The organism is Rhodoplanes sp. (assembly GCF_013377085.1).
GTDB lineage: Bacteria > Pseudomonadota > Alphaproteobacteria > Rhizobiales > Xanthobacteraceae > Rhodoplanes.
Window position 1 is genome coordinate 19,716 of the sequence record NZ_JACAAX010000018.1, and the last position, 25,376, is coordinate 45,091.

A 25,376-nucleotide genomic window follows, 5' to 3' on the forward strand; every position below is an offset into this window, starting at 1 on the left:
GATGAGCAAAGAGACGCTGGTCAAGTCCTACGACACGCTGCGCCGCGACGTCGCGGCGCGCGATCGCGGCCTGCGCGAGAAGGTGATGACGCTGGAGGAGGCCGCGACGCTGGTCTCCGACGGCGATCACGTCGCGCTCGGCGGCTGCACGCTGTCGCGCACCCCGATGGCGATGATCTGGGCGCTGATCCGGGCCCGCAAGCAGGGCCTCACGATCTCGCGCTCGATCACCTCCACCGAGGGCGATCTGGTGTTCGCCTCCGGGCTCGGCCGCAAGATCATCTCGAGCTGGTTCAGCCAGGGCATCGTGTGGGGCATCTCCAAGGTGATGCGCCATCATGTCGAGAAGGAGCTCGCCGAGTTCGACGAGTGGAGCCACATGGCGATCGGCCTGCGCTTCCGCGCCGGCGCCATGGGCATTCCGTTCATGCCGGTGCGCTCGATGATCGGCTCGGACGTCGCCCGTATCCGCGGCGACGAGGTGAAGCCGATGAACTGCCCGTTCACGGGCGAGCGCCTGATGGCGCTGCCGGCGCTCAACCCGGACGTGGCGCTGATCCACGTGCAGCGCGCCGACGCATACGGCAATGCGCAACTCGACGGCCTGCAGTTCATGGACATCGACATCGCGATGGCCGCCAACAAGGTCATCCTCACCACCGAGCGGATCGTCTCCAACGACCAGATCCGCCGCGCGCCCGACCACACCCGCATCCCGTTCTTCACCGTCGAGGCGGTGGTCGAGGTGCCCTACGGCTCGGTGCCGCACGAATGCTACGGCCAGTACGAGCCGATTTTCGCGCAACTCGACCGCTACGCGGCCCTCACCTCCAAGGATCCGGTCGCGGGGGCGAAGCAGTATCTCGACGAGTATGTCTACGGCCCGAAGAGCTGGCCGGATTATCTCTCGATGGTCGGCATGGAAACGTTGCTGACGGCGAGCCGCCGCGGCCGGGTGATCTTCAATGACTGAGCAGACATCCGCCTCGATCGCCTACACGGCCTCCGAGCTGATCGCCATCATGGCGGGGCGGCTGCTCGTCGACGGGCAGATCGTCTTCGCCGGCGTCGGCATCCCGCTGCTGGCGGCGACGCTCGCCCAGCGCAACCACGCGCCGCGCCTCACCATCCTGTTCGAAGGCGGCGTCATCGGCCCGTTCATCGTGCCGGGCGAGCTGCCGCCCTCGACCAACGAGCAGCGGTGCACCCGCCGCGCCAACATGGTGCTGCCGAGCACCGACGTGCTGCTGCTGCTCCAGCGCGGCTACATCGATGTCGGCTTCATGGGCGGGGCGCAGATCGACCGCTTCGGCAACCTCAACTCGTCCTTCATCGGCCCGGCCGACAAGCCGACGATCCGGCTGCCGGGCACCGGCGGCGGCAACGACATCTCGTCGCTGACCTACATGATCGTCGCCATGAAGCACGAGAAGCGCCGCTTCGTGGAGCATGTCGATTTCATCACGTCTCCCGGCTGGATCGACGGCGGCGCCAGCCGCGCCGAGCGTGGCCTGCCGATGGGCGGCATGTGGCGGGTCGTCACCGATCTCGCCGTGATGGGCTTCGACGAGGAGACCCGCGAGATGGAGGTGCTGGCGCTGCATCCCGGCGTCAGCTTCGAGCAGGTGCAGGACAACACCGGCTTTCCGCTGCGGCGTGTGCCCGAGATCACCACCACGGCGCTGCCGCGCAGCGAGGAGCTGGCGCTGATCCGCGAGCTCGATCCCGGCCGCCTCTACACGGCCTGAGTGCCGCGTCGCCCGGCTCGCCCGGGCGATGCGAAGACCATTCTGCGACCGCCACGCCCCGGCGGCGCCGACGTCCGACAACGAGCAAGGGTCGCGCTGCGACCGGAGGATTTGCATGGCCCCCCAGAATTCGGCCCCCAAGAAAGAGACCGTCTATGGCATCGCGATGCGCAACTTCACCCGGTTTCCGGAGATGCCGAGCGCGAAGGGCCTGATCGAGTACGGCGTGCGCATGGAGGAGCTCGGCTTCGAGTCGCTGTGGGCCTGGGACCACACCCTGCTCGGCGTCGACCCGAATTTTCCCATTCTCGAAGCGCTGACCATCCTGACAGCGGTCGCGGCCCGCACGTCGCGCATAAAAGTCGGAACCGGCATCCTGGTGATGCCGATGCGCAATCCGGTGCTGCTGGCCAAGGAGCTCGCCACCATCGACCACATCTCCGACGGCCGCCTGCTGGTCGGCGCCGCGGTCGGCTGGTATCGCCGCGAGTTCGACTCGCTCGGCGTCGACTTCACCAAGCGCGGCAAGATCATGGAGCAGAGCCTCGAGATCATCGACCGGCTGTGGACCGAGGAGAAGGTCTCGGGCGACTACGACCCGTACAAGCTGCGCGGCGCCGTGATGTATCCGAAACCGGTGCAGAAGCCCCGCCCGCCGCTGTTGATCGGCGGCTATGTCGACGCCGTGCTCAAGCGCGCGGCCACCAAGGGCGACGGCTGGCTGACCTACTACTACACGGCCGAGGCGTTCGGGCGGGTCTGGGCCAAGGTGCGCGGCTTCGCCGAGGAGGCCGGCCGCAATCCCGACGAGCTGATCTCCACCAACCAGCTCCCCATTTGCGTGGGCCCGCGCGAAAAGATCGAGGGGCCGATGAAAGAGTGGCTGCAGACCGAATGGGACTACGCCGCCTGGTCGGAATCCACCATGGATTCCGCCATCATGGGCACGCCGGAGGAGTGCGTCGAGCAGCTCCAGGCGCATCTCGCGACGGGAATCGACCGCATCATCTTCGTCCCCTATCGTTACGAGGCCGAGCAGATCGAGGCGATCGCCAAGGACATCATCCCGAAGCTGCGCGCGAAGTGATCCGGCGACGCTGCGCCGCACAGCCGAAAGCAGGAACGGACACGCCCGTCGGGACAGCAAAAAACTGCGAAATCAACGACAAGACGGCATGAAGATTGCTTGAAAATCCCAGAAACGACAGGGAGACCGCAATGCATACCAGTTCTGTCAAGATCGCGTTCGCCGTGCTCGGCGCGAGCCTTCTCGCCGGACCGGCTTTCGCCCAGGAGACCATCAAGATCGGGGTGACGCAGCCCCTCACGGGTGCCTTCGCCGCGTCCGGCAACTACGTGGCGCAGGGCGCCCGCATCGCCGAGGACGAGATCAACGCGGCCGGCGGCGTGCTGGGCAAGAAGATCCAGCTCGTCATCGAGGACTCGAAGTCGAACCCGACCGAGGCCGTTGGCACGGTCGAGAAGCTGATCGTTCGCGACAAGGTCCCGGCCATCATGGGCGCGTGGAGCTCGACGCTGACGCTCGCCATCATGCCGAAGATCCAGGAGTACAAGGTCCCGCTGGTGGTGGAGACCTCGTCTTCCGGCAAGATCACTACGTCCGGCAACTCCTACGTGTTCCGCATCAGCCCGACCTCGGAGATGGAGGCGGTCGCCTTCAAGCCGCTGGTCGCCAAGCTCGGCATCAAGAAGGCCGACTTCCTGAACACCAACAACGATTTCGGCATCGGTTCGGCGGCCGAATACTCGAAGATGCTGAAGGCGAACGGCGTCGCCATCGGGGTCATGGAGACGATGGACCCGAAGGCGACCGACTTCTCGGCGCAGCTCACCCGCATCAAGGCGTCGGGCGGCGACACGCTCTTCGTCACCACCGCGGTCGAGCAGGTCACCCTGATCCTCAAGCAGGCCAAGGAGCTCCAGCTCAACACCCGCATCATCACGACGGGTGGGTCGAACTCGCCCGATCAGCTCGTCACCCAGGCGGGCGATGCGGCCAACGGCTCGTTCCACACCGTGTTCTTCCCGCCCTGGTTCCCCGACGTGGTGACCAATCCGGAGCCGGCCAAGCGCTACATGACCGAGTGGGCCAAGCGCGGCCACGAGCCGGGCGGCCTCACCGAAGGCTTCCGCGGCTACGACGGCATCTTCACGATCGCCGAGGCGATCAAGATCGCCGGCAAGGCCGAGCCCGCCGCCATCACCGAGGCGTTGTGGAAGACCAAGGTCAAGGGCGTCTACGGCAACATCGAGTTCATCAAGCAGGGCCCGGCCGGCTCCGAGAGCGGCCAGAACATCCCCTCCGTCTATCTGGTCAAGATCGACGGCGGCAAGGTGGTGAAGTCCGGTCTCTGATCGCTCCGCTCACGGCGCGCCGCCTCCGGGCGGCGCGCATGCCTTCGCGTCGACCTCCGCCTCCGTCACCCCCCGCTCCGGATCCATGGACCAGTTTCTCCAGCACGCCCTCAACGCCATGATCCTGGGCGGCACCTATGCGCTGCTGGGGATCGGCCTGACGCTGATCTTCGGCATCATGCGGGTGGTGAACTTCACACATGGCGAGCTCTATGCCTTCGGCGCCTACATGATGTACATGTGGGTGATGCTGATCGGCGCCAACTTCATGGTGTCGATCGTGCTGGCGATCGCGCTCGGCGTGGCGCTCGGCGCCGTCATCGAGATCGTGCTGCTGCGCCGGCTGCGCGGCGCCGACATCGACACCACCATGCTGGTGATGATCGGCGCCTGGATCGCCATGCAGAACATCGAGCAGCTCGCCTGGTCGGGCGTGGCCAAGTCGATCAACTCGCCGTTCCCCTCCGCGCCGCTGGTGATGGGCGCCATCTCGGTGTCGTGGACGCGGCTGTTCGTGTTCGCCGTCGCCGTCGTGCTGATTGCCGCGACCAATGTGCTGATCCAGCGCACCCGGCTCGGCAAGGCGATGCGGGCGACCTTCCAGGACCGCGAGGCCGCCGCCCTGATGGGCGTGCGCATCGACACGGTCCACACCGCCACCTTTGCGCTCGGCTCCGGGCTCGCCGCGGCCGCCGGTGCGCTGCTCGGCCCGGTCTTCGTGGTCTATCCGACCATCGGGGATCTCGCCTCGCTGAAAGCCTTCGCCATCGTCATCCTGGGCGGGCTCGGCAGCATTCCGGGCGCCACGATCGGCGGCTTCATCCTCGCCTTCATGGAGGAGCTCGGCGCCGGCTACATCTCGTCCGGCTACCGCGACGCCATGGGCTTCCTGCTGATCATCCTGATCCTGCTGTTCAAGCCGACCGGACTGTTCGCCCGCAAGGAGCGGATCGGATGAGCCGCGCCGTCACGCTCGCGTCGTCGCTCTCTTGGGTCGCCTTCCTGGTGACGCTGCCCTTGTGGATGAACGATCTCTATTTCCTCCACGTGCTGATCATCACGGGCATCTTCATCGTTGCGGCGATGAGCCTCAATCTGCTGCTCGGCTACACGGGTCAGCTCAGCCTCGGCCACGTCGCCTTCTTCGGCATCGGCGCCTATGTGTCGAGCCTGGTGTCGCTCGGCTTCGAGATCCATGTGTGGGGCGAGACGACGGTGTCGCTCGAGCCCAAGCCGGTGTGGCTCGCCATGCTGGTCGCCGTCATGTTCGCCGGCCTGTGCGGCTTCATGATCGGCAAGATCTCCTTCAAGGTGCGCGGCGCCTATTTCGTCATCGTGTCGGTGAGCTTCGCCGAGGTGACGCGCCTCGTCGCGCTGAACTGGCTCGAGCTCACCCAGGGGCCGATGGCGCTCAACAACATTCCGTACCTCAAGCTCGGCATTCCCGGCGTCGGCCAGATCGACTTCATCGGCAAGCTGCCGAACTACTATCTGGTGCTCGGCGTCGCCATCCTCACCTATGTGATCATCCGCCGCCTGGTGCGCTCGCGCGCCGGCCGGGCCATGATCGCGCTGCGTGAGAACGAGCCGCTGGCGACCTCGGTCGGCATCGACGTGACGCGCTTTCTGGTGCTGGCGACCGTGGTGTCGGCCGGTCTCGCCGGTCTCGCCGGCGCCGTCTATGCGCATTACGTGCGGATCGTCGACCCCGACGTCTTCCTGTTCATCTATACCGTGACCATGGTAATCATGGTGGTCACGGGCGGCAAGGGAACGCTCGCCGGTCCGATCGTCGGCGGCCTGATCTTCGGCATCCTGCCGGAGGTGCTGCGCGGCTTCGAGGTGATGCCGGAAATCCAGTGGGTCGTGTACGGCGTGCTGATGATCCTGATCGTCTATTTCCTGCCCGAAGGCATCGTGCCGGCGCTGCGCGACGCCTGGCGCCGCTGGGCCGGCCGCAGCGGCACGCCGCCCGCGCGCCCCACCGTCGTCGTCGAGGCGCAACCGTGACGGCGCTCGACACCAGCACCGCGCCGGCCGCCGCCGCTGCTCCGGGCGCGCCGGCCCTGGTCGTCACCGGCCTGTCGATTCGGTTCGGCGGGCTCACGGCGGTCGAGGATATGACGTTCGAGGTGAACGAGGGCGAGGTGCTGTCGCTGATCGGCCCCAACGGGGCCGGCAAGACCTCGGCCTTCAATGCCATCACGGGCTACATCCAGGCCGCGAGCGGCAGCATCGTCTATCGCGGCGCCCCGCTGCTCGGCCTCAAGCCCAATCAGATCGCCGCGCATGGCGTCGTGCGCACCTTCCAGAAGACCAGCGTGTTCAACGGCCTTCCCGTGCTCGACAACGTGCTGGTCGGGCTGCATCTGCGCGCCAGGCAGCATCCGCTCGCCATCATCCTGGGCTTGCCCGGGGTGAAACGCGACGAGGCGCGGTTGCGAGAAGCCGCCTGGGACATCCTGACGCTCGTCGGCCTCGACGGCCGCGCCCACGAGACCGCTGCGTCGCTGCCCTATGGCGAGTTGCGGCTGCTCGAGGTGGCGATCGCGCTCGCGGCCGAGCCGACCCTGCTGCTGCTCGACGAGCCGGTGTCCGGCATGAACCCGTCCGAGACCGGCGCCTTCATGGCGCTGCTCGGCCGCATCCGCGCGCGCGGCGTCACCGTGCTGCTGGTCGAGCACGACATGAAGATGGTGATGGGCGTGTCCGACCGGGTGGTCTGCCTGAACCAGGGCCGAATCATCGCCGACGGGCCGCCCGCCGCCATCCAGCGCGACCCGCAGGTCATCCGGGCCTATCTGGGCGAGAGGTACGTCCGTGCTCGAGGTTGAGGGTCTGGTCTGTCGCTACGGCAAGGTGGAGGCGGTGCGCGACCTCACCATGACGGTCGCGCGCGGCGAGCTGGTCACGTTGATCGGCGCCAACGGGGCCGGCAAGACCACCAGCCTCAAGGCGATCTCGGGCCTGCTGACGCCGGCCGCCGGCAAGATCACGTTCGACGGCCACGACATCACCAGGGCCTCGGCGCGGCGCGTGCTCGAGCTCGGGATCGCCCACTGCCCGGAGGGGCGGCGCATCTTCCCGTACATGACGGTGCGGGAGAACCTGGAGATGGGCTGCTTCCTGCGCCGCGACGCCGACGGCATCGCCGAGGACATGGACAAGCTGTTCGCCTGCTTCCCGATCCTGCACGAGCGGCGCAGCCAGGCCGCCGGCACGCTGTCGGGCGGCGAGCAGCAGATGCTGGCGATCTCCCGCGCGTTGATGTCACGGCCCAAGCTGGTGCTGTTCGACGAGCCCTCGCTCGGCCTCGCCCCCAACCTGGTGGAGCGCACCTTCGAGATCATCGAGGGCATCCGCAAGGACGGCGTCACGGTCGTCATGGTCGAGCAGAACGCCTTCGCGGCGCTGGAGCTGTCCGACCGCTCCTATGTGCTGGAGCAGGGCCGCGTGACCCTCACGGGCACGGGCCGCCAGCTCCTCGACGACCCTTACGTCCGGCAGGCCTATCTGGGCGCGTGACGCCCGCGGGCCGGCGACGGCCGGCCGCGCCGTCTCCACGGCTGCCGAGCCTGTTGTCACGGGTGGGCCTGATCTGCTTTCCTGGCACGGCGCGCTCGCATGCTGGCCCCCGGGGACGGGAGACCCCTTCTGCAGATCGGACTGTTCGCCGACATCCATGGCAACGCCGAGGCCTTCGATGCCTGCCTCGCGGCGGCGCGCGAGGCTGGCGTCGAGCGTCTCGTCTTTCTCGGCGACATCGTCGGCTACGGTCCCGACCCGGCCCAGGCGCTCGACCGGGTCGCCGAGCTGGCACAAGGCGGCGCCGTCGTGGTCCAGGGCAATCACGACGAGGCCGTCGCGGCCGATACCTGCGCCATGTCGTCGACGGCGCGCCGGGCGATCGACTGGACGCGCGAGCAGCTCGGCCCGGCGCAGCGCGAGTTCCTTCGCGCCCTGCCGCTGACCCACGCCGAGGATGGCCGGCTCTACGTGCATGCGAGTGCCCGCGAGCCGGCCGCCTGGACCTATGTCCACGACCGTGCCGACGCGGACAAAAGCCTCGCCGCGACCGACGCCTTCGTGACCTTCTGCGGCCACACCCATGTGCCGGCGCTGTTCCATGCGCTCACGGGACGACCCGCCTCGCATTTCCACCCGCAGCCCGGCAAGACCGTGCCGCTGTCGAAGCTGCGGCGCCATGTGGTGGTGCTCGGCGCCGTCGGCCAGCCGCGCGATCGCAATCCCCGCGCCTGCTGGGGCCTGTACGACACGGCCGAGCGCACCATCGCAATGCGGCGCGAGCCCTACGACATCGAGGCGACGGTGCGGAAGATCAACGCGGCGGGCCTGCCGGAATGGTTGGGTGAGCGCCTGTTTCATGGACGCTGATGCGGGGCGGTACGGCGATGGATCGTCCGGCCGCGCGGATCGACAGGGGGAACCCATGCGTGATCTCGACGTCGGCCGGGTGATCGAGGGCTTCACTCTGACCGAGCGGCTGCGCTCGGGCGGGATGGGATCGATCTGGCGCGCCACGCATCCGGACATCACCGAGCCGATCCTGCTCAAAATTCCGTTTCTGGACCCGGGTCAGGATGTCTCGACCATCGTCGGCTTCGAGGTCGAGGAGATGATCCTCAAGCGTCTCGAAGGCGCCCATGTGCCGCACTTCTTCGCCTCGGGCGACTTCGCCGACACGCCGTTCATCGCGATGGAATACGTGGCCGGCAATACGCTGGCGGCCGAGATGGAGCGCGCGCCGTTCTCCTGGCAGACGGTGGCGATCTACGGCATCCAAATCGGCACCGCGCTCGCCGCGCTGCACCGGCAGAAGGTGATCCACCTGGATCTCAAGCCCGGCAACGTGATCCTGGCCGAGCGCGGCGCCGTGCTGATCGATTTCGGGCTCGCGCATCACGAGGAGCTGCCGGACCTCCTGGCCGAGGAGAGCGCGGTGCCGATGGGTACGCCGGCCTACATCTCGCCGGAGCAGGTTCTCGGCGACCGTCGCAACCCGGCGAGCGACATTTTCGCGCTCGGCTGCATCCTTTACGAGCTGGCTACGGGGGAGAGGCCGTTCGGTGAACCGACCACCAAGGCCGGCATGCAGCGCCGGCTCTATCACGCGCCGGTGCCGCCGCGCTCCCATTCGCGCGACGTGCCGCGCTGGCTGCAGGAAATCATCCTGAAATGCATGGAGATCGATCCGGGCCGGCGCTACGCGACGGCCGGCCAGCTCGTGTTCGACCTGCGCAATCCCGAGCAGGTGGTGCTGACGGCGCGGGCCGACGCCGACGCCCACCAGCCGCGCGGCTGGCGCAAGCTCGTTCGCATGTTCGCCGGCCGTCGCGCCAACCTCGCACCGATCCAGCCCTCGATGGCGACCCGACAGTCCGGCGCCGCGCTGGTGATGGCGGCGGTCGACCTCGCGTCCGGCTCCGACCCGCTCGCCGAGGAGGTGCGCCGGCATGTTGCCCGAGTGCTGGACTCCGAGCCGGGCGCGCGGCTCGCCTGCTTCACCGTGCTGAAGACCAAGCTCACCGGCATGGACGACACGACCGACCCGGCCGGCCGCTCGATGTATGTGAACCGGCTGGTCGCCCTGAAGGACTGGGCCGCGCCGCTGCGCCTGCCGGACACGCGGGTGAGCTTCCACGTCGTCGAGGCGCTCGATCCGGCGAACGCGATCCTCACCTATGCGGCGCACAACGACGTCGACCATATCGTCATGGGGGCGCGGGCCTCCTCGGCGCTGCGGCGGCATCTCGGCAGCGTCTCGGCGCAGGTGGTCGCCGAGGCGCTCTGCCCGATCACGGTGATACGCATCAAGCGTCACGAGGAGGTGGCGGAGGCCAGGCGCATCTATCGTCCGATGCTGATCCCTACCGGAGCGTGAGGGGAGCGGCGTTCCGGATCGGCATTCCGCCGGTGGATCCGAACAATGCGAAACGGGCCGCCCGTGAGGGCGGCCCGTCCATCTTCGCCGAACACGCGGGCGCGTGCGCTCAGTTGCCCTGGTAGGTGAAGATGTCGCGATCCTTGGTCTCCGGCACGAAGATCGCGCCGATGATCACGGTGCCGACGGCGACCACGATCGGGTACCAGAGGCCGAAATAGATGTCGCCGGTCTGGGCCACCATGGCGAAGGAGGTCGCCGGCAAGAGGCCGCCGAACCAGCCGTTGCCGATGTGATAGGGCAGCGACATCGAGGTGTAGCGGATGCGGGTGGGGAACAGCTCCACCAGCGCCGCCGCGATCGGTCCGTACACCATGGTGACGTAGACCACCAGGATGGTCAGGATGAAGATCAGGGTCAGCCGCTGCGCCGTGAAGATATCGAACATCTTGGCGAAGTTGGCGAGACCGGCCTTCGGGTCGATCGGGATTTTCACCACGCTCGGGTTGTTGGCCGGCGGATAGCCCGCCGCCGTCAGCGCGTCGCCGAGCGACTTGTTGAACGCGGCCGGCACGCTGGTCACGTCGGGACCGGCGAGTTTGGCGGCGTCGTAGCCCATCACCTGGTTGGCGCCGACCCGGATCGCCGTGTTGGTGCCGGCCGGCCCGTTTTCGACCGTGTAGGCGACGCCGAGACGGGCGAGGGCGGCCTTGGCGATGTCGCAGGGCGACGTGAACTTGGCCGTTCCGGTCGGGTTGAACTGGAACGAGCACTGGGCCGGATCGGTGACGACAACCACCTGGGTCTTCTGCTGGGCGTCATACAGCGCCGGATTGGCGGTTGCTGTGAGCCACTTGAAGAGCGGGAAGTAGGTCAGGGCGGCGAGCAGGCAGCCGGCCAGAATGATCGGCTTGCGGCCGATGCGGTCGGACAGCGATCCGAACAGGATGAAGCCGCCGGTGCCCAGCACGAGCGACCAGGCGATCAGCACGTTCGCCGTGAAGGCATCGACCTTGAGGATCGACTGCAGGAAGAACAGGGCATAAAACTGGCCCGTGTACCACACCACCGCCTGACCGGCGACGAGGCCGAGCAGAGCCAGCAGCGCGATCTTGGCGTTCCGCCACTGGCCGAAGGCCTCCGACAGCGGCGCCTTGGAGTGCGTGCCCTCTTCCTTCATCTTCTTGAAAGCCGGGCTCTCCGCCATCTGCAGCCGGATCCAGACCGAGATCGCGAGCAGCAGGACCGAGACCAGGAACGGAATGCGCCAGCCCCAGGCCGCGAAGGGCGACAGCTTGGCGCCGCTGGCCGTGACGACCTCGGCGAAGTTGGCGTTCACGTAGATCTGCGTGAACATGATCACGATCAGCGACAGCAGCAGGCCGAGCGTCGCCGTCGTCTGAATCCACGAGGTGTAGAAGCCGCGTCGTCCCGCCGGCGCATGCTCGGCCACGTAGACGGCGGCGCCGCCGTACTCGCCGCCGAGCGCGAGGCCCTGGAGCATGCGCAGCGCGATCAGGGTGATGGGCGCGACCACGCCGATCGTTTCGTAGGACGGCAGCAGGCCGACCAGGAAGGTCGACGTTCCCATGATCAGAATCGTGATCAGGAAGGTGTATTTACGACCGACCATGTCGCCGAGGCGGCCGAACACCAGCGCACCGAAGGGGCGAACCAGGAAGCCCGCCGCGAACGCCAAGAGGGCGAAGATGTTGCGGGTTGCTTCCGGATAGGCGGAGAAGAACTGGGCGCCGATGACGGCGGCGAGCGATCCATAGAGATAGAAATCGTACCACTCGAACACGGTGCCGAGCGAGGAGGCGAGAATGACCCGCTTCTCCTCGCGCGACATGGGGCTCGCCTTCACGCGGCCCATCGTTGCAGCCACACTCATCCCGCAGTCCCTCCTGATGCTGAACGTTTCCCTGGGCCCGATCGGGCCCGCCCAAGACGATCTCGGCCGGCGGTAAACTTGTCCGGCTCTCTTTGTTCGGGATGCATACTGAATTAAGTAGTTTGCCCCATAGAACCTAGACTTTGGTCTAGGGCGAGCCAGCGTCGCCCGCCGCCGGGCGTGTTTTGCGGTGCGAACACGACTTGCGGCGCGCTCGACGGAACTCGGGAACCAGCCTGATTTCGCATTGTTCGAAGTGCTGCATCTGCGTAAGACCTGGACGCGGCACAGATCGACTTGACTACGGCCGTGACGAGTTGCCGCATCGAAGTGCGACGACCCACATCGTTGGGTGGAAGAGAGGTGCGGTCGGCGGGCACACCAGATCGCGGCGCCGGTGACCACGAGGGGGGGGCGGCTGCCGGTGTCGTGTCCCCGACACCTCAAAGCTATGTCGTGTAGGATATAGCACAGCGGGTGTCTGATGATCCCCACCGAAGCAGTTCGCCATTGATATCATTATTAGATTGCGCCATGTCCGGTTGGCCCGCGGCTTGCAAAACGGGTTCCGAAAGCCAGGGACCGCGCCCATGTTCCGCCCCGATCCGCCTCGTCCGCTCGCCGTTGTTCTCGGCACCAACGAGATCGCCTCGGCGGTCGCCGTGCTGCTCACCCGCGCCGGTCAGGCCGTCGTGCTGGCGCACGATCCGAACCCGCCCGTGATCCGCCGCGCCATGGCGTTCCACGACGCGCTCTATGACGACGTCGCCGTCGTCGAGGAGGTCTTGGGGCGCCGGGCCGACCGCTGCGTCGACATCGCCCCCGTGCTGGCGCTGGACAACTCCGTCGCGGTGACGCGGCTCGGCCTCCTCGACCTGATGGCCCATGGGCGGATCGACGTGCTGGTCGACGCGCGGCTGCACAAGCGCCGGCAGACGCCGGATCTGCGCCATCTCGCCGGTATCGCGGTCGGGCTCGGCCCAGGCTTTTTGGTCGGTGCCAACTGCGATGTCGCCGTCGAGACCCGGCCCGCCGTTCCGGTGCGGCCCGTGACGGCGGGGCGGACCGAAGTCGCCGACGGCGTGCCGAGCCCGCTCGGCGGGGTCGGGCGCGAGCGTTTCGTCTACTCGACCGTGGCGGGGCGCTGGCGCAGCGCCGTCGAGATCGGCAAGCGGGTGTTCGTCGGCTTTCCGGTCGGCCATCTCGACGGCGTTCCGGTCGTCGCCCCGATGGACGGAGCTTTGCGCGGCTCGGTGCGGGACGGGCTCGAGGTGCCGGCCGGCGTCAAGCTCCTGGAGATCGACCCACGCGGCCGCAACGCGCGCTGGACCGGCCTCGACGAGCGGCCTCGACGAATCGCCGAGGCGACGCTCGCCGCCATCCGGCTGCGGGCCGCGCCGCTTGCCTCCGGCCGGATCCTGACCTACGCAAGAGACCGGTGAGCCCGGCCCGACCGGCCGGTCCGACAGGCCCGAACCGCCATGACCGCCCCTGCGAAATCGGCAGAGCCTTCGACCGTCCCCGCGGCCCCCGCCCCGACCGTGACCGCGATCGAGCTCCGCCTCGCCTTCGGCAATGGCGGCAGCCTCGATCCGGAGGACATCCGGCTGCTGGAGACGATCCGGCGCGTGCGCTCGATCCTCGGCGCCAGCCGCGCGCTCGGCACCTCCTACCGCAAATGCTGGCTGATGGTGGACGCCCTCAACCACACCTTCGAGACGGCCGTGGTCGACACCTTCCCGGGCCGGCGCGGCGGCGGCGCGGCGCTGACGGTTTTCGGCGAGCGGCTGATCGCGCTCTACCGCTCGCTGGAGCGCCAGGCCCGCAAGAGCGGCGCCGGGACGCTCGCCGAGCTCACCGCGGCTCTCGATCCGGATTTCGAACCACGGGCCAGCGGCGCGGGCTCGGCAGATCCGACGGCCGAACCGCCTCGTTCCCGATCGCAACGGACTTGATCATCGCCCAGGCGTGAAGGCCCGGCTCGAGCGCCAGCCGCTCGACCGATTCCCACGTCACGAGGGCGTCGAGCAGGGTCGTGCCGAGGTCGAAGCGCACCCGCGCATAGGGCGCGGCGAGCCGCTCCACCGCGACGATGGAGCCGGGCAGCCGGTTGGTGATCGACACGTCCATGGGGCGCGACAGCGCCACCGCGACGTCACGCGCGTCGATCGTCACACGCACGCCGGAATCGACCGGTGCCGCCACCAGCGGCACCCGCAGCTCGCCGTCGCCGAAGAACAGCGTCGAGAGGCCCCACTCCGGATCGTGGCGCAGCACGCGCGCGTCGAGCGTGGTGGCGAGGGCGATGGTCGACGCGGTGGTGGGGCGGGTGTCGGTCGGCATGCCCGCCACCATGCCAGAAACGCGCCATGCCGGCGACTCTGCGGCAATCGGCTCAGTCCTGCGGAACCAGGTGGACCTGCACGTCGCGCGGCTTGGCCGTATAGGGGGCCGAGGTGACCAGCACCTTGGCGCCGGCGGCGGCATAAGCGGCGGCATTGTCGGGGCCGATGCCGCCGGCGGCCGCGACGATCGTGGCCGATCCGGCCGCGCGCAGCCGCTGCACCAGCGCGGCGACGTCGGCCGGCGAAAACTTCTCGGCCTGGATCACGTCGGCGCCGGCCGCCGCCCAGAGGGCGCCGCCGTCCACGGTGGCCACCTCGACCACGATCTTCTTCTCCGGGACCGTGCGGCGCAGCCGCGCCACGATCTCGCCCGCCGGGAGGTCTTTCAGGAACCGTCGGTGCTCGTCGAACACCAGAACGGTCTCCGACAGGCCGAGCCGGTGTGGCACCGCGCCGCCCGCCATGATCGCCTTGATCGACAGCGCCTTGGCGCCCGGCACGGTTTTTCGTGTGCAGGCGACCGCGACGTCCGGCGAAACGCTCCGCGCCGCCTCGACGATCGCCCGTGTCGTCGTGGCGATGCCCGACGCGATCTCGACCAGCGTCTGGGCGACCTTCCAGCTTCGATGCAGCGCCGCGGCCGGACCGGTCGCGACGAGGATTATTTCGCCCGGCTCCAGGCGTTTGCCGGAGGCCGCTTCGAGCTCGACGGCGGTCGCGCCGGCGCGCCCGATCAGCCGCGCCGCGTCCTCCGACAGCGCGACCACCATCGGCTCGCGCGCCGCGAAGCTCATGCGGGCGGGCGCGTCGCCGATGCCGAGCGCATGGGTGGTGAGGTCGCCGAGCGGCACGTCGTCGGCGAGCAGTGCGTCGAGGACGTGATCGGGCAGGGCGGCGGGCAGCATGACGAGCTCCTGGTGCGGGCATGGGGCCCGGTGGCGGTTGCTGTGCTATATCCAAACTGGTACAGCAAAGCGATCGCGACGATGTCCCATGACCGGAGCGGGCGATGCCGCCGCACCAACCCGCAGAGGAACCGACATGAAGATTTCCGCCCGCAACGTCATCGAAGGCAAGGTCCTCGAGGTGAACAAGGGCGCCACCACGGCGCATGTCCGCCTCGACATCGGCGGTGCCGTGGTCACGGCGTCGATCACCAACGAGGCCGTCGCCGAGCTCGGCCTCGTGGTCGGCCAGACAGCGTTCGCCGTGATCAAGGCGTCCGACGTGATGATCGGCGTCTGATCGGCGCTCCCGACCAGCGACCTGTCCGGCTCGCCGTGAAACGGCGAGCCCTGACGTCCCAGCCCCTGTCTGTGGAGCCGGTGTTCGGGGCCGCACGCTCGGCCGCGATCCGGACCGACACGCGACGACGATCCAGCGTGCCTTGAGCTATATTCTCGTGTATACAGCACATCGCCGGGTGTCCATCCCCACGAGTGCCTCATGTCCCTGTCCAGACGAACCTTGCTCGCCACCGGCCTCGCCGGTGTGGCGACGCTCGCGACCGCCCGATCCGCCGCCAGCCGTCCGGTCGAGACCATCGAGATCCTCGGCGCGCCCAACGCCGCCACCATCGTGCTGGTGCGCCTTCTCGATGCCGGCGGCCTGCAGGCGGCGGCGCCGGGCGCGACCTTCCGGTTGTGGCGCGACACCGACGAGTTGCGCGCCGGCCTCGTCTCGGGCCGCTCGCGCCTGTTCACCACGCCGACCCATGTGCCGGCCAATCTGGCCAATCGCGGTATGCCGCTGCGGCTTCTGTGCATCCTCAGCATGGGGCATCTGTCGATCGTCACGGCGGACGAGAGCATCCGCACGTTCGCGGATCTGCGCGGAAAACCGGTGGTCGGTTTCTTCCGCAACGACATGCCGGACCTCGTCTTCCGCACCATCGCGCGGCGCGAGGGCATCGATCCCGACCGCGACATCGCGCTCACCTATGTGCAGACCCCGATGGAGGCCGCCCAGATGCTCGCGGCGGGGCGCGCCACGACCGCGATCCTGTCCGAGCCGCCGGCGACCGCCGCCATCATGATGGCGCACCAGCAGGGCCGCACGCTGCGCCGCGCCGTCAGCCTGCAGGAGGCGTGGGGTCGGCATTTCGGCCAGGCGCGCATCCCGATGGCCGGCGTCGCCCTGCATCAGAGCCTGATCGACGAGTCGCCGGAGCTTCTCGCCGCGCTGCGTATCGGGCTCCCGCCCGCCAAAGCCTGGGTGCTGGCGAATCGCGGCGAGGCGGCGACGCTGGCCGAGCGCACCATGGCGATGCGGCCGATGGTGTTCGAGCGCTCGCTCGATCATTTCAACATCGACGTCGCGCCGGCCCGCGCCGTGAAGGCGGAGCTCGAGACGTTCTACCGCGCCATCCTGGAGCTCTCGCCGGACGCGCTCGGCGGACGGTTGCCGGACGACAGCTTCTATCTCGACATGTGATGGCGGAGTCGGAGAACAGACCCATGTCATTCCGGGGCGCGCTGAAAGCGCGAACCCGGAATCCAGCGACATGCTCCGAGGGTGTGGCTGGATTCCGGGTCCGGCGCTTTGCGCCGTCCCGGAATGACCGACGCATCTCGAACTTGATCTTCGGTGCGCTCGGCCTCGTCTCCTTGGCGCTCGCCTGGGAGTTCGGCCACCGCGTCTTTGGCCCGTTCGTGCTGCCGTCGCCGGTCGAGACGGTGTCGTGCCTGGTCGATCTGATCACGTCGGGGCAGGCCGGCCCGGCGCTCGCCGTCACGGGCGCCAACGCGCTCGCGGGATGGCTCGTCGGCGCCGCGCTCGGTGTGGCGCTGGGGATCGCGGCCGGCGTGGTCGCTCCGCTCGGCGCCGCGCTGCGCCCGGTCGTCACCGTGACGCTAGGCGTGCCGCCGATCGCCTGGGTGGTGCTGGCGCTCTTGTGGTTCGGGCCGCGCGGCCTCGCCCCCGCCTTCACGGTGTTGGTGACGGTCGTCCCCATCGTCTTCTCGGCGGCGCTCCAGGGCATCCTGGCGCGCGACCCGAAACTGTCCGAGATGGCACGGGTCTATGGCGCGCCGCCGCTGCTGCGGTTGCGCATGCTGGTGCTGCCGCAGCTCCTCGACCCGCTGCTGCCGGCGCTCGCCACCGCGCTCGCCTTCGCCTGGAAGGTCGGCGTGATGGCCGAGGTTCTGGGCGGCGGCACCGGCATCGGCGGCAAGATCGCGACGGCACGGGCGCATCTCGACCTCGCCGAGACGATGGCGTGGATTCTGCTCGTCGTCGCGCTGCTGCTCGTCTGCGACGGCCTGCTGCTGGCGCCGATCCGTCGGTTCCTCGGTGCCCGTCGTCCGGCCGCCGTGGCGACGGGGTGAACCGTGCTGCGCTTCGAGAACGTCACGCTTCGCTACGGGGACGGCCCGGTGCTGGCCGGCTTCGATCTCGCGATCGCACCGGGTGAGCTCGTGGTGCTGCTCGGTCCGTCCGGCTGCGGCAAGACCAGCCTGCTGCGGCTCGCCTGCGGGCTTGCGCGCGCCTCCCATGGGCGGATCGCCAACACGTTCGCCCGCACCGCCGTGGTGTTCCAGGAGCCGCGGCTGCTGCCGTGGTGGTCGGCGCTCGACAATGCCGCCTTCGGCCTCGCCGCGAACGGTGTGCGCACGGCGGAGCGACGGGCCCGCGCTGCGGCGCTGCTCGGCCGCTTCGGCTTCTCGGCTACCGATTTGCACAAGCGGCCGCCGGCGCTGTCCGGTGGCATGCAGGGGCGCGTCGCCATCGCCCGCGCCCTGATGGTCGCGCCCGATCTGGTGCTGATGGACGAGCCCTTCGCCGCCCTCGATGTCGGGCTGCGTCGCGACCTGCAGGACGTCGTCCGTGCGGCCGTGACCGAGACCGGCCTCGCGGCCCTGTTCGTCACCCACGACGTCACCGAGGCGGTGCGGCTCGCCGATCGTTTGGTGGTACTGTCGCCGCGTCCCGCCCGGGTGGTCCACGACGAGCGGACCTCCCCGGTCGATGCGCCGTCGAAAATCCACCTTGCCGCCGCGGCGCTGCTCGACCGTCCGGCGGTGCGTGACGCGCTGCTCGCGGCGACCGCTCAGGTCTGACGCGCGGCGTCGATTGGCGGCTCGCCTGGGCGGTGCCGGCGCGCTACCGCTGGTGAGCCGGCTCGCCTGACCGTGCTGCTGCCTTGGCCCGGGCCTGCCGGCTCCACCACGCCTCGAGCGCCTCCGCCTCGGCTGCGACCGGGACCGACAGCGGCCCGGCAAATGCCGTCCAGGCCTCGGCGAGCGACGGCGCCACCGCGGTGACGATCGGCAGGTCGGCGGCGATCGCCGCCTGGAAGGCCTCGGTGAGGCCGTGGCGGTCCGCCTCCACCTTGCCGAACTTCGACAGGACCACCAGGTCGGCGCCGGCCGCGATGGCGGTCTGGACCAGCCCGCAGGCGGCAGCGAGCCCGCCCGCATCAAGGTTGCACGCGGTCGAGCCGGGGCCGAGGTTCTGGCTGATGGCAATCCGCAGCGAGGTGGCGAGGTCGCGCAAGAACAAGGCGCAGTCGCCGCCGTCCGGGCACGGCTCCTCGACCACGCCGACCACCCGCATGCCCTCGCGGGAGCGCCGCGCCGCGAACTCGGCGAGCAGCGGCTGAATGACGGAGCTGCGGGCGCCCCCGACAGCGGCGATGGGGATCGGCCCCGCACCGCCCGGTTCGTCCGCATCGTCCCGTCCCGCATCGGTCAGCATCGCGCAATCCTATATCGACATGGCTACAGCTTCAAGGCGTGGTGTCGCGCCGGGAGAGGTCCCCCGCGCAGGTTCCGCCATCGGCCCGAACGGAGCCTTAACCCATCCGGTTTACGGTCCGAGACGTCTGTTCACAATCGACCGCGGGGACCTGGCCATGGCGTTGGTGGGTGACGGCACGACGGCCGCCGTCGACGTCACGATCGTGATGCCGTGCCTCGACGAGGCGCTCTCGCTGCCGGCCTGCATCGCCAATGCCAAGGTGGCGCTCGACGCCATGGCGCGGACGTTCGGCCTGGCAGGCGAAATCCTCATCGCCGACAACGGCTCGACCGACGGCAGCCAGGACCTCGCCCGCTCGCTCGGCGCCCGCGTCGTGCCGGTGCGGCGGCGCGGTTATGGCGCAGCATTGATCGGTGGGGCGGGCGCGGCGCGCGGCCGCTACATCGTCATGGGCGACGCCGACGGCAGTTACGATTTCCGCGAGGCCGTCGCCATGGTGGGCCGGCTGATCGAGGGGGCGGACCTGTGCATGGGCTCGCGCTTCAAGGGCGAGATCAAGCCCGGCGCCATGCCCTGGAAGAACCGCCATATCGGCAATCCGGTGCTCACCGGAATCCTCAACCTGCTGTTCACGACCGGCGTCAGCGACGCCCATTGCGGCCTGCGCGCCTTCACCAAGGACTGCTTCGCGCGGCTGCGGCTGACCAGCACCGGCATGGAGTTCGCGAGCGAGATGGTGATCAAGGCGGCGCTGCTCGGCTGCCGGATCGCCGAGACGCCTGCGTCGCTGTCGCCCGACCTGCGCGACCGCCCGCCGCATCTGCGCCCGTGGCGCGACGGCTGGCGGCATCTGCGCTACTTGCTGATCCTCAGCCCGTCCTGGGTGTTCGCCTTCCCGGCCGCCTTCGCGGGCGCGCTCGGCCTCGCCATTCTGGTGTTCGCCAGCGCCATGGCGCTCTTCGCCCCCGGCCTGCCGACCCCGATCGGCAACTACTGGATCGTGCTGGCCGGCGCGCTGATCGGCCTGGGCCACACGGCGGGGCTGCTCGCCGCCGCCGGCCATCTCTACGGGGTGCGCGAAGGCTACCGGCCGCCGAGCCCGCGCACCGCGCGGCTCGCCCGCTTCGTCTCGCTGGAGACCATGCTGTTCGGGGGCCTCGGCCTGCTGATCGCCGGCCTCGCCGTGCTGGTCGCCGTCGCGGCGTGGTGGTCGGCGCACCAGTTCGGCGCCATCGCCAGCGTGCTGCCGGCCGTGATCGGCACCTCGCTGGTGGTGGTCGGCGCCCAGAACGTGCTCGGCGGCTTCCTGCTCGCCATCCTGGGCGGCAACGAGGCGGCCTTCCTGCGCGAACCCGAGCCGGATCCGCAGGCGCGGCCGGAGGCAGAGATCGGATACGAGGTGCTGCATGGCCTTCCTCGCTGACACGGCGGCGACCGACGCGAGCTTCGGGCGGCATTCGGCGCAGCGACGCCGCGAGCCGCGCCCGATCGACACCGACTGGCTGGTCCTCAAGGGCCTCACGGCCGCCGTCGAGGCGACGGTGCCGCGGATCGCCCGGCCGGGCGGCGTCGCGCTCGATTTCGGCTGCGGCTCGCGCCCCTATGCGACGCTGTTCCAGGACGCCGGCATGACCTATGTGGGCGCCGACTTTTCCGGCGGCGACGTCACCATCGATGCCGCCGGCCATATCGGCGCACCCGATGCGAGCTGCGATCTCGTGCTGTCGTTCCAGGTGCTGGAGCACGTCCGCGACCTGACGACCTACTTTGCCGAGGCGCGCCGGGTGCTGCGGCCGGGCGGGCGCCTGCTGCTGTCGACCCACGGCTCGTGGCTCTATCACCCGCATCCGGAGGACCACCGGCGCTGGACCCGCGAAGGTCTGGTCGCCGAAATGGCTGACCACGGCTTCGTCACCAGCGATTGCGTGCCGGTGGTCGGCCCGCTCGCCTGGACCACGATCCTGCGCCTCACCGGCGCCGCCTATGCGCTGCGCAAGATCCCTGTGGTCGGCGGCGCCATCGCGGGGGCGCTCGCCGTGGTGATGAACGCCCGCGCCGTCGTCGAGGACGCCGTCACGCCGGCCTGGATCACCCGCGAGAACGCCTGCGTGTACGTGACGCTCTCGGCCCCGGCGGAGCCGCGGGGATGATCCGGATCGGCGCGCCGCACCGCTATCTGGTGGTCGGGGCGGTCTGTGCCGGGTTGAACATCGCGCTGATGGGGGGCTTCGGCGCTCTCGGTCTGCACTGGCTGCCGGCGACCGTACTGGCCTTCCCGCTGGTGCTCGTGCCGGGCTACCTGCTGCATGTCCACTGGACTTTTGTCGGCCGCCGGTCGTGGGCGTCGTTTCGCCGCTACACGCTGGCGATGGCGTCGAACTATCCGCTCTACACGGTGCTGCTGTTCGGGCTGTGCGGTCTCGCCGGCCTCGCCCCGGGTCCGGCGACAGCGATCGCCACCGTCGTGATGGTCGCCTGGAACTTCGTCGCCTCGCGCTGGGCGATCCTGCCGGGCCGGCCGGCGCCGGCGCCCGCCACCTGGGCCGACCACACGGGCGCGCCGCGATGACGACCCTGCCGCCACCCGAGCGCGCCGAGGCGGCCGGGCGGCCGCTGCGGCTCCTGATGGTGACGCATTTCTTCGAGAGCCACCGCGGCGGCATCGAGATCGTCGCCGGCCGGCTCGCCCGCGAGCTCGCCGGCACTGGCATCGCGGTGACCTGGCTCGCCACCGACGACTCGCCGCCGCCGGCCGCCGAGGGGGTGCGCACCGTCCCGGTCGGCGCCGCCAACCTGGTCGAGCGCGCCATCGGCGTGCCGTTTCCGGTGCCCGGGCTGCCGGCGCTGCGCACCATCGCCCGCGAGGTCGCAGCGGCCGATGTCGTCGTCGTGCACGACGCGCTCTATCTCACCAGCCTCGCCGCCGTCGCGGCGGCACGCCATTGTGGAACGCCCGTGATGGTGGTCCAGCACATCGGCGTCGTGCCCTATCGCAATCCGCTGCTGCGCGCCGCCATGACGCTGGCCGACCGGCTGGTCGCGCGGCCGCTGCTGGCACGCGCCGACCAGACCGTGTTCATCAGCGAGACCACGGCGCGCCACTTCGCCGGCCTGAGCTTTCGCGCGCCGCCGGCCCTGATCTTCAACGGCGTCGACACCGACGTGTTTGCGCCGGCCGCCGACGAGGCCGTCGTCGCCGAAGCGCGCCGCGGGCTCGGCCTGCCCGGGGACGGCAAGATCGCGCTGTTCGTCGGCCGCTTCGTCGAGAAGAAAGGGATCGCGGCGCTGGTCTCCATGGCGCGCCTGCGGCCCGACGTGACCTTCGCGTTCGCCGGCTGGGGGCCGCTCGATCCGGGCGGCGCCGGACAGCCCAATGTGCGGGTGTTCGGCTCGCTGTCGGGCGCGGCGCTGGCGCCGCTCTACCGGGCCAGCGATTGTCTGGTGCTGCCCAGCACCGGCGAAGGCTTCCCGCTGGTCGTCCAGGAGGCGCTCGCCTGCGGCCTGCCGGTGCTGTGCGGCGAGGACAGCGCGCGCGCCGATCCGGCCGCCGAACGATTCCTCACCGGCGTGCCGGTGACGCCGGACGATCCCGCCGCGACCGCCGAGCGATTTGCCGCCGCGCTCGACCGGTTGCTCGCGGCGGGTTGCGCGGCGGGCGATCGCGACGCCCGTGCCGCTTTTGCCCGCGACCGTTATGCCTGGGATCGCACGGCCGCGCGCCATGCCATGCTGGTGCGGCGGCTGGCGACGCGGCGCGCGGCGCCGACGCCGTCCGGCACGCCCGCGGTGGCGGGCTAGTGGTCTCTGCCTGACGGAAGAGTCCTGGACGGGATTCTGCTTTTCGGGCTGGCGTGCGAGCCTGGCCAATGCGCCCCGGGACTTCGGTCACCGTCAAACCGCCTGAACGCCGACGGCATCGGCTTCACCGAGATCATGCGGCAGACCGGCACGTCGAAGACCTACGCCTGGCGTTGGCAGTAGCGGTTCATGGAGGTCGGCGTCGACGGCCTCCTTACCGACAAGACACGCCCCTCGCGCATCCCCCGGCTAGGCTCGGAGGTGGCCGAGCGCGTGGTGGCGCTCACCGTGACCGACCCGCCGACGGAGGCCACCCACTGGACCGCCGATCTGATGGCGCGGACAAGCGGCATCAGCGCGAGCGCGGTCCGCCGCATCTGGAAGGCGCACGGGCTGCAGCCGCAGCGGTGCCGGCAGTTCAAGCTCTCGAACGATCCGAAGCTCGTCGCCAAGCTGCGCGACGTGGTCGCCCTCTACGTCGATCCCCCGGCCCACGCCATCGTGCTGTCGGTCGACGAGAAGAGCCGGATCCAGGCGCTCGACCGCTCCCAGCCGGGCCTGCCGCTGAAAAAGGGACGTCTCGGCACCATGACGCACGACTACAAGCGTCACGGCACCACGACCCTGTTCGCAGCACTGAACGTCCTCGACGGCACCGTCATCGGCCGCAACATGCAATGCCATCGCTCTCAGGAACTCATCCGATTCCTGAACACCATCGTGGCCGAGGTGCCGGCCGGCAAGATGATCCACGTCATCCTCGACGACTACGCCGCCCACAAGCATCCGAAGGTGCGCGCCTGGCTGGATCGCCACCCGCGCTTCGTCGTCCACTTCACGCCGACCTCGTGCTCGTGGCTCAACGCCGTCGAGGGCTTCTTCGTCAAGCTCAGTCGACGCCGTCTGCAACGCGGCGTCTTCCGATCCGTCGTCGACCTCCAGGCCGCCATCAATCGCTTCGTCGCCGAAACCAATGCCGCCCCGAACCCCTTCACATGGACCGGGGACCCGGACAAGATCATCGCCGCCGTGAGGTGCGGGCACCACGCGTTAGATTCGCTCCACCAGCTCACGGCTGCAGCACTATGTCGTCCGGCCGCCACTCCTGCTTGAACCACGGTTCCAGCGGGCCGTAGAGGCGCAGGATTGTGAACCACGACTTGCCAGGGACGGTCTGAACCCAGTTGCTCTCGTGCCCGGCAGGTGCCTTCGGGCCGAAATACACATCCACGGAGCCGTCGGCATTCGCTCGCACCGTCTTGCTCTGGCTGCTCACACTCGGGAACTGTGAATCGGTCTGCAGCATCGAGCGGGTCTGCGCGTCATACACGATCACCGACCAGAACGTCTTGACCGGAATGTGCGGCGGCAGGTGCAGCTTGTAGCTCTTGCCCCCATCGAGCGGATTGTTGTCGGCGTCCGTCGCCGTCCATGGGTAGGTCGAACCCTCCCCGACGATCTGCGTGTCCATCGCCGGCGTGACGCCAGTCGCAGCGAAGAAGTACATCGCGCTACCGGTTAGGTTGGCGACACCCGGCTGCCACTCGAACCTGTAGCCGCCGATGAACGGGCGCTTCCAATTCCGATTGTCGAAGAAAAGCGCCTCCTTCTCGCGGTTGCGGTAGAACAGGGCCCGCCCCGTCGCGTCGCCCACGGCCGCCGCCTCGGTCAGGATCCTCTTCATCCGATCATTCGGCGCGAACGGCTTGCCTTTCTGGATGCCGATCGAGGCCCAGAAGCCGAGCGTCGTGGGATCGACTGCCTCGGTCGGCTCGTTCTGCAAAGCCTCGTTCAGCAACTCCCAGAACCGGAAGTCGCCGGGGCCGACCATGTTGAATGGCTTGCCCGACATGTTGACGAACTTCATCTGCGGCGGCGCACCGGACTGCCCGAGCGGATAGACCTTCGTCATCTTCTTGACGAGATCGACACCCGGCGCCGGGCTGCCGTCGACCACGAAGCTGCGCCAGACGACCCAGACGCTCAGGCTGCCCGGGCGGACAACGAAGTAACCCGGCGGTACGTCACCCTTGTAGCCGGGCGGCAGGAGCAGGAACTTGCCCCCCTCGCCGTGATCCGGGCCGGTGAAGCCGATATCGGCCGCCCAGTGGTACCAGATGTCGTTGACTGTGCCGAGCACCTTTGGCGGGGCCTCGACCACCAGCGGACCGTTGCGCAGATCGAGCCACATCCAGGTGTAGGGTGTGTTGTCGTTGGCCGTCAGTTCGACGGTCCTCGAGTCCACCATCTGCTCCCAGATCGGGACGGTCGTATTGGCAGGGCCAATCGAGAGCGTCGCGGTGCGGTTGGCCATCTGGTTGACCACCGGAAGTGCGAGCAGATAGGCCTGCACCGCCCGCTGGAAGTCGAGATTGTCGTAGATCTTGTCTGTGCTCGCCTGATCAGGCACGCCGCCGAGGAAACGCAATATGCCGAGCCGCGTGTCCACGCTATCGGGCACGACGACGCCTTGCGGCATCGGCGTGGTGAATTTGAATGCCGGGGGCGTCGGTGCGCCCGTCAACGGTTGGGCGAGGGTGCCCCCGACGTTCAATGCCACCGCAACGCTTGCCGCCAAAGATGCGCGAACACACCGGACAGTCTTCATCGCATTG

Annotated in this window: 25 protein-coding genes and 1 pseudogene; 21 read left to right on the forward strand and 5 right to left on the reverse strand. The window is 69.1% G+C overall.

Features of this window, described 5'->3' with window-relative positions:
* Position 1: 1 nt before the first annotated feature.
* The 10 genes from HXX10_RS14165 (at position 2) to HXX10_RS14210 (ending at position 10,026) form a co-directional block, all read left to right on the forward strand.
* Positions 2-973 carry a CoA transferase subunit A gene (locus HXX10_RS14165; protein ID WP_296523121.1) on the forward strand — a complete coding sequence of 324 codons (972 nt, stop codon included), beginning with the start codon at positions 2-4 and terminating at the stop codon, positions 971-973.
* Entirely contained in the window at positions 966-1,748 is a 783-nt protein-coding gene (locus tag HXX10_RS14170; protein WP_296523124.1) for a CoA-transferase subunit beta, read from the forward strand. Before HXX10_RS14165 ends, HXX10_RS14170 begins: the two co-directional genes overlap by 8 nt.
* 115 nt (positions 1,749-1,863) lie before the next feature.
* Positions 1,864-2,835, forward strand: a complete 972-nt coding sequence (locus HXX10_RS14175; protein ID WP_296523126.1) for an LLM class flavin-dependent oxidoreductase — start codon at positions 1,864-1,866, stop codon at positions 2,833-2,835.
* 131 nt (positions 2,836-2,966) lie between these two features.
* Positions 2,967-4,124 (forward strand): ABC transporter substrate-binding protein, encoded by a 1,158-nt coding sequence (locus HXX10_RS14180; protein ID WP_296523128.1) that lies wholly within the window; start codon positions 2,967-2,969, stop codon positions 4,122-4,124.
* Between the two features lie 85 nt (positions 4,125-4,209).
* Positions 4,210-5,082, forward strand: coding sequence for a branched-chain amino acid ABC transporter permease (locus tag HXX10_RS14185; protein ID WP_296523130.1), 873 nt, complete (start codon positions 4,210-4,212; stop codon positions 5,080-5,082).
* A complete protein-coding gene (locus HXX10_RS14190) occupies positions 5,079-6,134 on the forward strand; it encodes a branched-chain amino acid ABC transporter permease (protein WP_296523131.1) in 1,056 nt (351 codons plus the stop codon). The genes HXX10_RS14185 and HXX10_RS14190 overlap by 4 nt, the downstream gene beginning before the upstream one ends.
* Positions 6,131-6,958, forward strand: a complete 828-nt coding sequence (locus HXX10_RS14195; RefSeq protein ID WP_296523133.1) for an ABC transporter ATP-binding protein — start codon at positions 6,131-6,133, stop codon at positions 6,956-6,958. Before HXX10_RS14190 ends, HXX10_RS14195 begins: the two co-directional genes overlap by 4 nt.
* Positions 6,945-7,649, forward strand: a complete 705-nt coding sequence (locus HXX10_RS14200) for an ABC transporter ATP-binding protein (RefSeq protein WP_296523134.1) — start codon at positions 6,945-6,947, stop codon at positions 7,647-7,649. The genes HXX10_RS14195 and HXX10_RS14200 overlap by 14 nt, the downstream gene beginning before the upstream one ends.
* A 99-nt stretch (positions 7,650-7,748) precedes the next feature.
* A complete protein-coding gene (locus HXX10_RS14205; protein WP_296523137.1) occupies positions 7,749-8,519 on the forward strand; it encodes a metallophosphoesterase in 771 nt (256 codons plus the stop codon).
* 55 nt (positions 8,520-8,574) lie between these two features.
* Positions 8,575-10,026: a bifunctional serine/threonine-protein kinase/universal stress protein gene (locus HXX10_RS14210; RefSeq protein WP_296523139.1), complete on the forward strand. Its 1,452-nt coding sequence runs from the start codon at positions 8,575-8,577 to the stop codon at positions 10,024-10,026.
* Positions 10,027-10,135: 109 nt separating this feature from the next.
* Here the strand turns inward: HXX10_RS14210 and HXX10_RS14215 are convergent, their stop codons facing one another.
* The gene (locus tag HXX10_RS14215; protein WP_296523285.1) at positions 10,136-11,878 is read right to left on the reverse strand and encodes an MFS transporter; all 1,743 of its coding nucleotides are present in this window, start codon (positions 11,876-11,878) and stop codon (positions 10,136-10,138) included.
* 632 nt (positions 11,879-12,510) lie between these two features.
* Here HXX10_RS14215 and HXX10_RS14220 point away from each other — a divergent pair.
* Positions 12,511-13,362 carry a xanthine dehydrogenase gene (locus HXX10_RS14220; protein WP_296523141.1) on the forward strand — a complete coding sequence of 284 codons (852 nt, stop codon included), beginning with the start codon at positions 12,511-12,513 and terminating at the stop codon, positions 13,360-13,362.
* Positions 13,363-13,401: 39 nt separating this feature from the next.
* The gene (locus HXX10_RS14225; protein WP_296523143.1) at positions 13,402-13,875 is read left to right on the forward strand and encodes a winged helix-turn-helix domain-containing protein; all 474 of its coding nucleotides are present in this window, start codon (positions 13,402-13,404) and stop codon (positions 13,873-13,875) included.
* Here HXX10_RS14225 and HXX10_RS14230 read toward each other — a convergent pair.
* Complete coding sequence (locus HXX10_RS14230) at positions 13,775-14,263, reverse strand: TOBE domain-containing protein (protein WP_296523144.1); 489 nt, start codon at positions 14,261-14,263, stop codon at positions 13,775-13,777. The genes HXX10_RS14225 and HXX10_RS14230 overlap by 101 nt on opposite strands.
* A gap of 52 nt (positions 14,264-14,315) precedes the next feature.
* On the reverse strand, positions 14,316-15,170 hold the full coding sequence (gene modD / locus HXX10_RS14235; RefSeq protein ID WP_296523146.1) for a ModD protein: 855 nt from the start codon (positions 15,168-15,170) through the stop codon (positions 14,316-14,318).
* Between the two features lie 136 nt (positions 15,171-15,306).
* On the opposite strand from modD, the gene HXX10_RS14240 reads away from it, so the two are divergent.
* The 4 genes from HXX10_RS14240 (at position 15,307) to HXX10_RS14255 (ending at position 18,323) form a co-directional block, all read left to right on the forward strand.
* Positions 15,307-15,510 carry a TOBE domain-containing protein gene (locus tag HXX10_RS14240; protein ID WP_296523149.1) on the forward strand — a complete coding sequence of 68 codons (204 nt, stop codon included), beginning with the start codon at positions 15,307-15,309 and terminating at the stop codon, positions 15,508-15,510.
* A 201-nt stretch (positions 15,511-15,711) separates the two neighbouring features.
* Positions 15,712-16,698: an ABC transporter substrate-binding protein gene (locus HXX10_RS14245; protein WP_296523150.1), complete on the forward strand. Its 987-nt coding sequence runs from the start codon at positions 15,712-15,714 to the stop codon at positions 16,696-16,698.
* 143 nt (positions 16,699-16,841) lie between these two features.
* Positions 16,842-17,591, forward strand: coding sequence for an ABC transporter permease (locus HXX10_RS14250; RefSeq protein WP_296523152.1), 750 nt, complete (start codon positions 16,842-16,844; stop codon positions 17,589-17,591).
* A 3-nt stretch (positions 17,592-17,594) separates the two neighbouring features.
* Positions 17,595-18,323 (forward strand): ABC transporter ATP-binding protein, encoded by a 729-nt coding sequence (locus HXX10_RS14255; protein ID WP_296523154.1) that lies wholly within the window; start codon positions 17,595-17,597, stop codon positions 18,321-18,323.
* Positions 18,324-18,366: 43 nt separating this feature from the next.
* Here the strand turns inward: HXX10_RS14255 and HXX10_RS14260 are convergent, their stop codons facing one another.
* On the reverse strand, positions 18,367-18,960 hold the full coding sequence (locus HXX10_RS14260) for a DUF2478 domain-containing protein (RefSeq protein WP_296523155.1): 594 nt from the start codon (positions 18,958-18,960) through the stop codon (positions 18,367-18,369).
* Between the two features lie 157 nt (positions 18,961-19,117).
* Between HXX10_RS14260 and HXX10_RS14265 the strand changes: the two genes are divergently transcribed.
* The 5 genes and pseudogenes from HXX10_RS14265 to HXX10_RS14285 all read left to right on the forward strand — a co-directional run.
* On the forward strand, positions 19,118-20,386 hold the full coding sequence (locus HXX10_RS14265; RefSeq protein WP_296523157.1) for a glycosyltransferase family 2 protein: 1,269 nt from the start codon (positions 19,118-19,120) through the stop codon (positions 20,384-20,386).
* Positions 20,370-21,113 (forward strand): methyltransferase domain-containing protein, encoded by a 744-nt coding sequence (locus tag HXX10_RS14270; RefSeq protein ID WP_296523159.1) that lies wholly within the window; start codon positions 20,370-20,372, stop codon positions 21,111-21,113. The genes HXX10_RS14265 and HXX10_RS14270 overlap by 17 nt, the downstream gene beginning before the upstream one ends.
* On the forward strand, positions 21,110-21,532 hold the full coding sequence (locus HXX10_RS14275; RefSeq protein WP_296523161.1) for a GtrA family protein: 423 nt from the start codon (positions 21,110-21,112) through the stop codon (positions 21,530-21,532). The genes HXX10_RS14270 and HXX10_RS14275 overlap by 4 nt, the downstream gene beginning before the upstream one ends.
* Positions 21,529-22,761 carry a glycosyltransferase family 4 protein gene (locus HXX10_RS14280; RefSeq protein WP_296523162.1) on the forward strand — a complete coding sequence of 411 codons (1,233 nt, stop codon included), beginning with the start codon at positions 21,529-21,531 and terminating at the stop codon, positions 22,759-22,761. Before HXX10_RS14275 ends, HXX10_RS14280 begins: the two co-directional genes overlap by 4 nt.
* Before the next feature lie 102 nt (positions 22,762-22,863).
* Positions 22,864-23,874, forward strand: a pseudogene (locus HXX10_RS14285) (IS630 family transposase); the annotation flags it as partial.
* On the opposite strand, the gene HXX10_RS14290 reads toward HXX10_RS14285, so the two are convergent.
* Positions 23,831-25,369, reverse strand: coding sequence for a DUF1254 domain-containing protein (locus HXX10_RS14290; RefSeq protein ID WP_296523164.1), 1,539 nt, complete (start codon positions 25,367-25,369; stop codon positions 23,831-23,833). The pseudogene HXX10_RS14285 and the gene HXX10_RS14290 sit on opposite strands and share 44 nt — an antisense overlap.
* Positions 25,370-25,376 lie beyond the last annotated feature (7 nt).

Excerpts from the sequence above, each read along its gene's own strand:
- HXX10_RS14165 (WP_296523121.1), top strand. The coding sequence starts at position 2 with ATGAGCAAAGAGACGCTGGTCAAGTCCTACGACACGCTGCGCCGCGAC.
- HXX10_RS14170 (WP_296523124.1), top strand. The coding sequence starts at position 966 with ATGACTGAGCAGACATCCGCCTCGATCGCCTACACGGCCTCCGAGCTG.
- HXX10_RS14175 (WP_296523126.1), top strand. The coding sequence starts at position 1,864 with ATGGCCCCCCAGAATTCGGCCCCCAAGAAAGAGACCGTCTATGGCATC.
- HXX10_RS14180 (WP_296523128.1), top strand. The coding sequence starts at position 2,967 with ATGCATACCAGTTCTGTCAAGATCGCGTTCGCCGTGCTCGGCGCGAGC.
- HXX10_RS14185 (WP_296523130.1), top strand. The coding sequence starts at position 4,210 with ATGGACCAGTTTCTCCAGCACGCCCTCAACGCCATGATCCTGGGCGGC.
- HXX10_RS14190 (WP_296523131.1), top strand. The coding sequence starts at position 5,079 with ATGAGCCGCGCCGTCACGCTCGCGTCGTCGCTCTCTTGGGTCGCCTTC.
- HXX10_RS14205 (WP_296523137.1), top strand. The coding sequence starts at position 7,749 with ATGCTGGCCCCCGGGGACGGGAGACCCCTTCTGCAGATCGGACTGTTC.
- HXX10_RS14210 (WP_296523139.1), top strand. The coding sequence starts at position 8,575 with ATGCGTGATCTCGACGTCGGCCGGGTGATCGAGGGCTTCACTCTGACC.
- HXX10_RS14215 (WP_296523285.1), bottom strand. The coding sequence starts at position 11,878 with ATGTCGCGCGAGGAGAAGCGGGTCATTCTCGCCTCCTCGCTCGGCACC.
- HXX10_RS14220 (WP_296523141.1), top strand. The coding sequence starts at position 12,511 with ATGTTCCGCCCCGATCCGCCTCGTCCGCTCGCCGTTGTTCTCGGCACC.
- HXX10_RS14225 (WP_296523143.1), top strand. The coding sequence starts at position 13,402 with ATGACCGCCCCTGCGAAATCGGCAGAGCCTTCGACCGTCCCCGCGGCC.
- HXX10_RS14230 (WP_296523144.1), bottom strand. The coding sequence starts at position 14,263 with ATGCCGACCGACACCCGCCCCACCACCGCGTCGACCATCGCCCTCGCC.
- modD (WP_296523146.1), bottom strand. The coding sequence starts at position 15,170 with ATGCTGCCCGCCGCCCTGCCCGATCACGTCCTCGACGCACTGCTCGCC.
- HXX10_RS14240 (WP_296523149.1), top strand. The coding sequence starts at position 15,307 with ATGAAGATTTCCGCCCGCAACGTCATCGAAGGCAAGGTCCTCGAGGTG.
- HXX10_RS14245 (WP_296523150.1), top strand. The coding sequence starts at position 15,712 with ATGTCCCTGTCCAGACGAACCTTGCTCGCCACCGGCCTCGCCGGTGTG.
- HXX10_RS14260 (WP_296523155.1), bottom strand. The coding sequence starts at position 18,960 with ATGCTGACCGATGCGGGACGGGACGATGCGGACGAACCGGGCGGTGCG.
- HXX10_RS14265 (WP_296523157.1), top strand. The coding sequence starts at position 19,118 with ATGGCGTTGGTGGGTGACGGCACGACGGCCGCCGTCGACGTCACGATC.
- HXX10_RS14270 (WP_296523159.1), top strand. The coding sequence starts at position 20,370 with ATGGCCTTCCTCGCTGACACGGCGGCGACCGACGCGAGCTTCGGGCGG.
- HXX10_RS14275 (WP_296523161.1), top strand. The coding sequence starts at position 21,110 with ATGATCCGGATCGGCGCGCCGCACCGCTATCTGGTGGTCGGGGCGGTC.
- HXX10_RS14280 (WP_296523162.1), top strand. The coding sequence starts at position 21,529 with ATGACGACCCTGCCGCCACCCGAGCGCGCCGAGGCGGCCGGGCGGCCG.
- HXX10_RS14290 (WP_296523164.1), bottom strand. The coding sequence starts at position 25,369 with ATGAAGACTGTCCGGTGTGTTCGCGCATCTTTGGCGGCAAGCGTTGCG.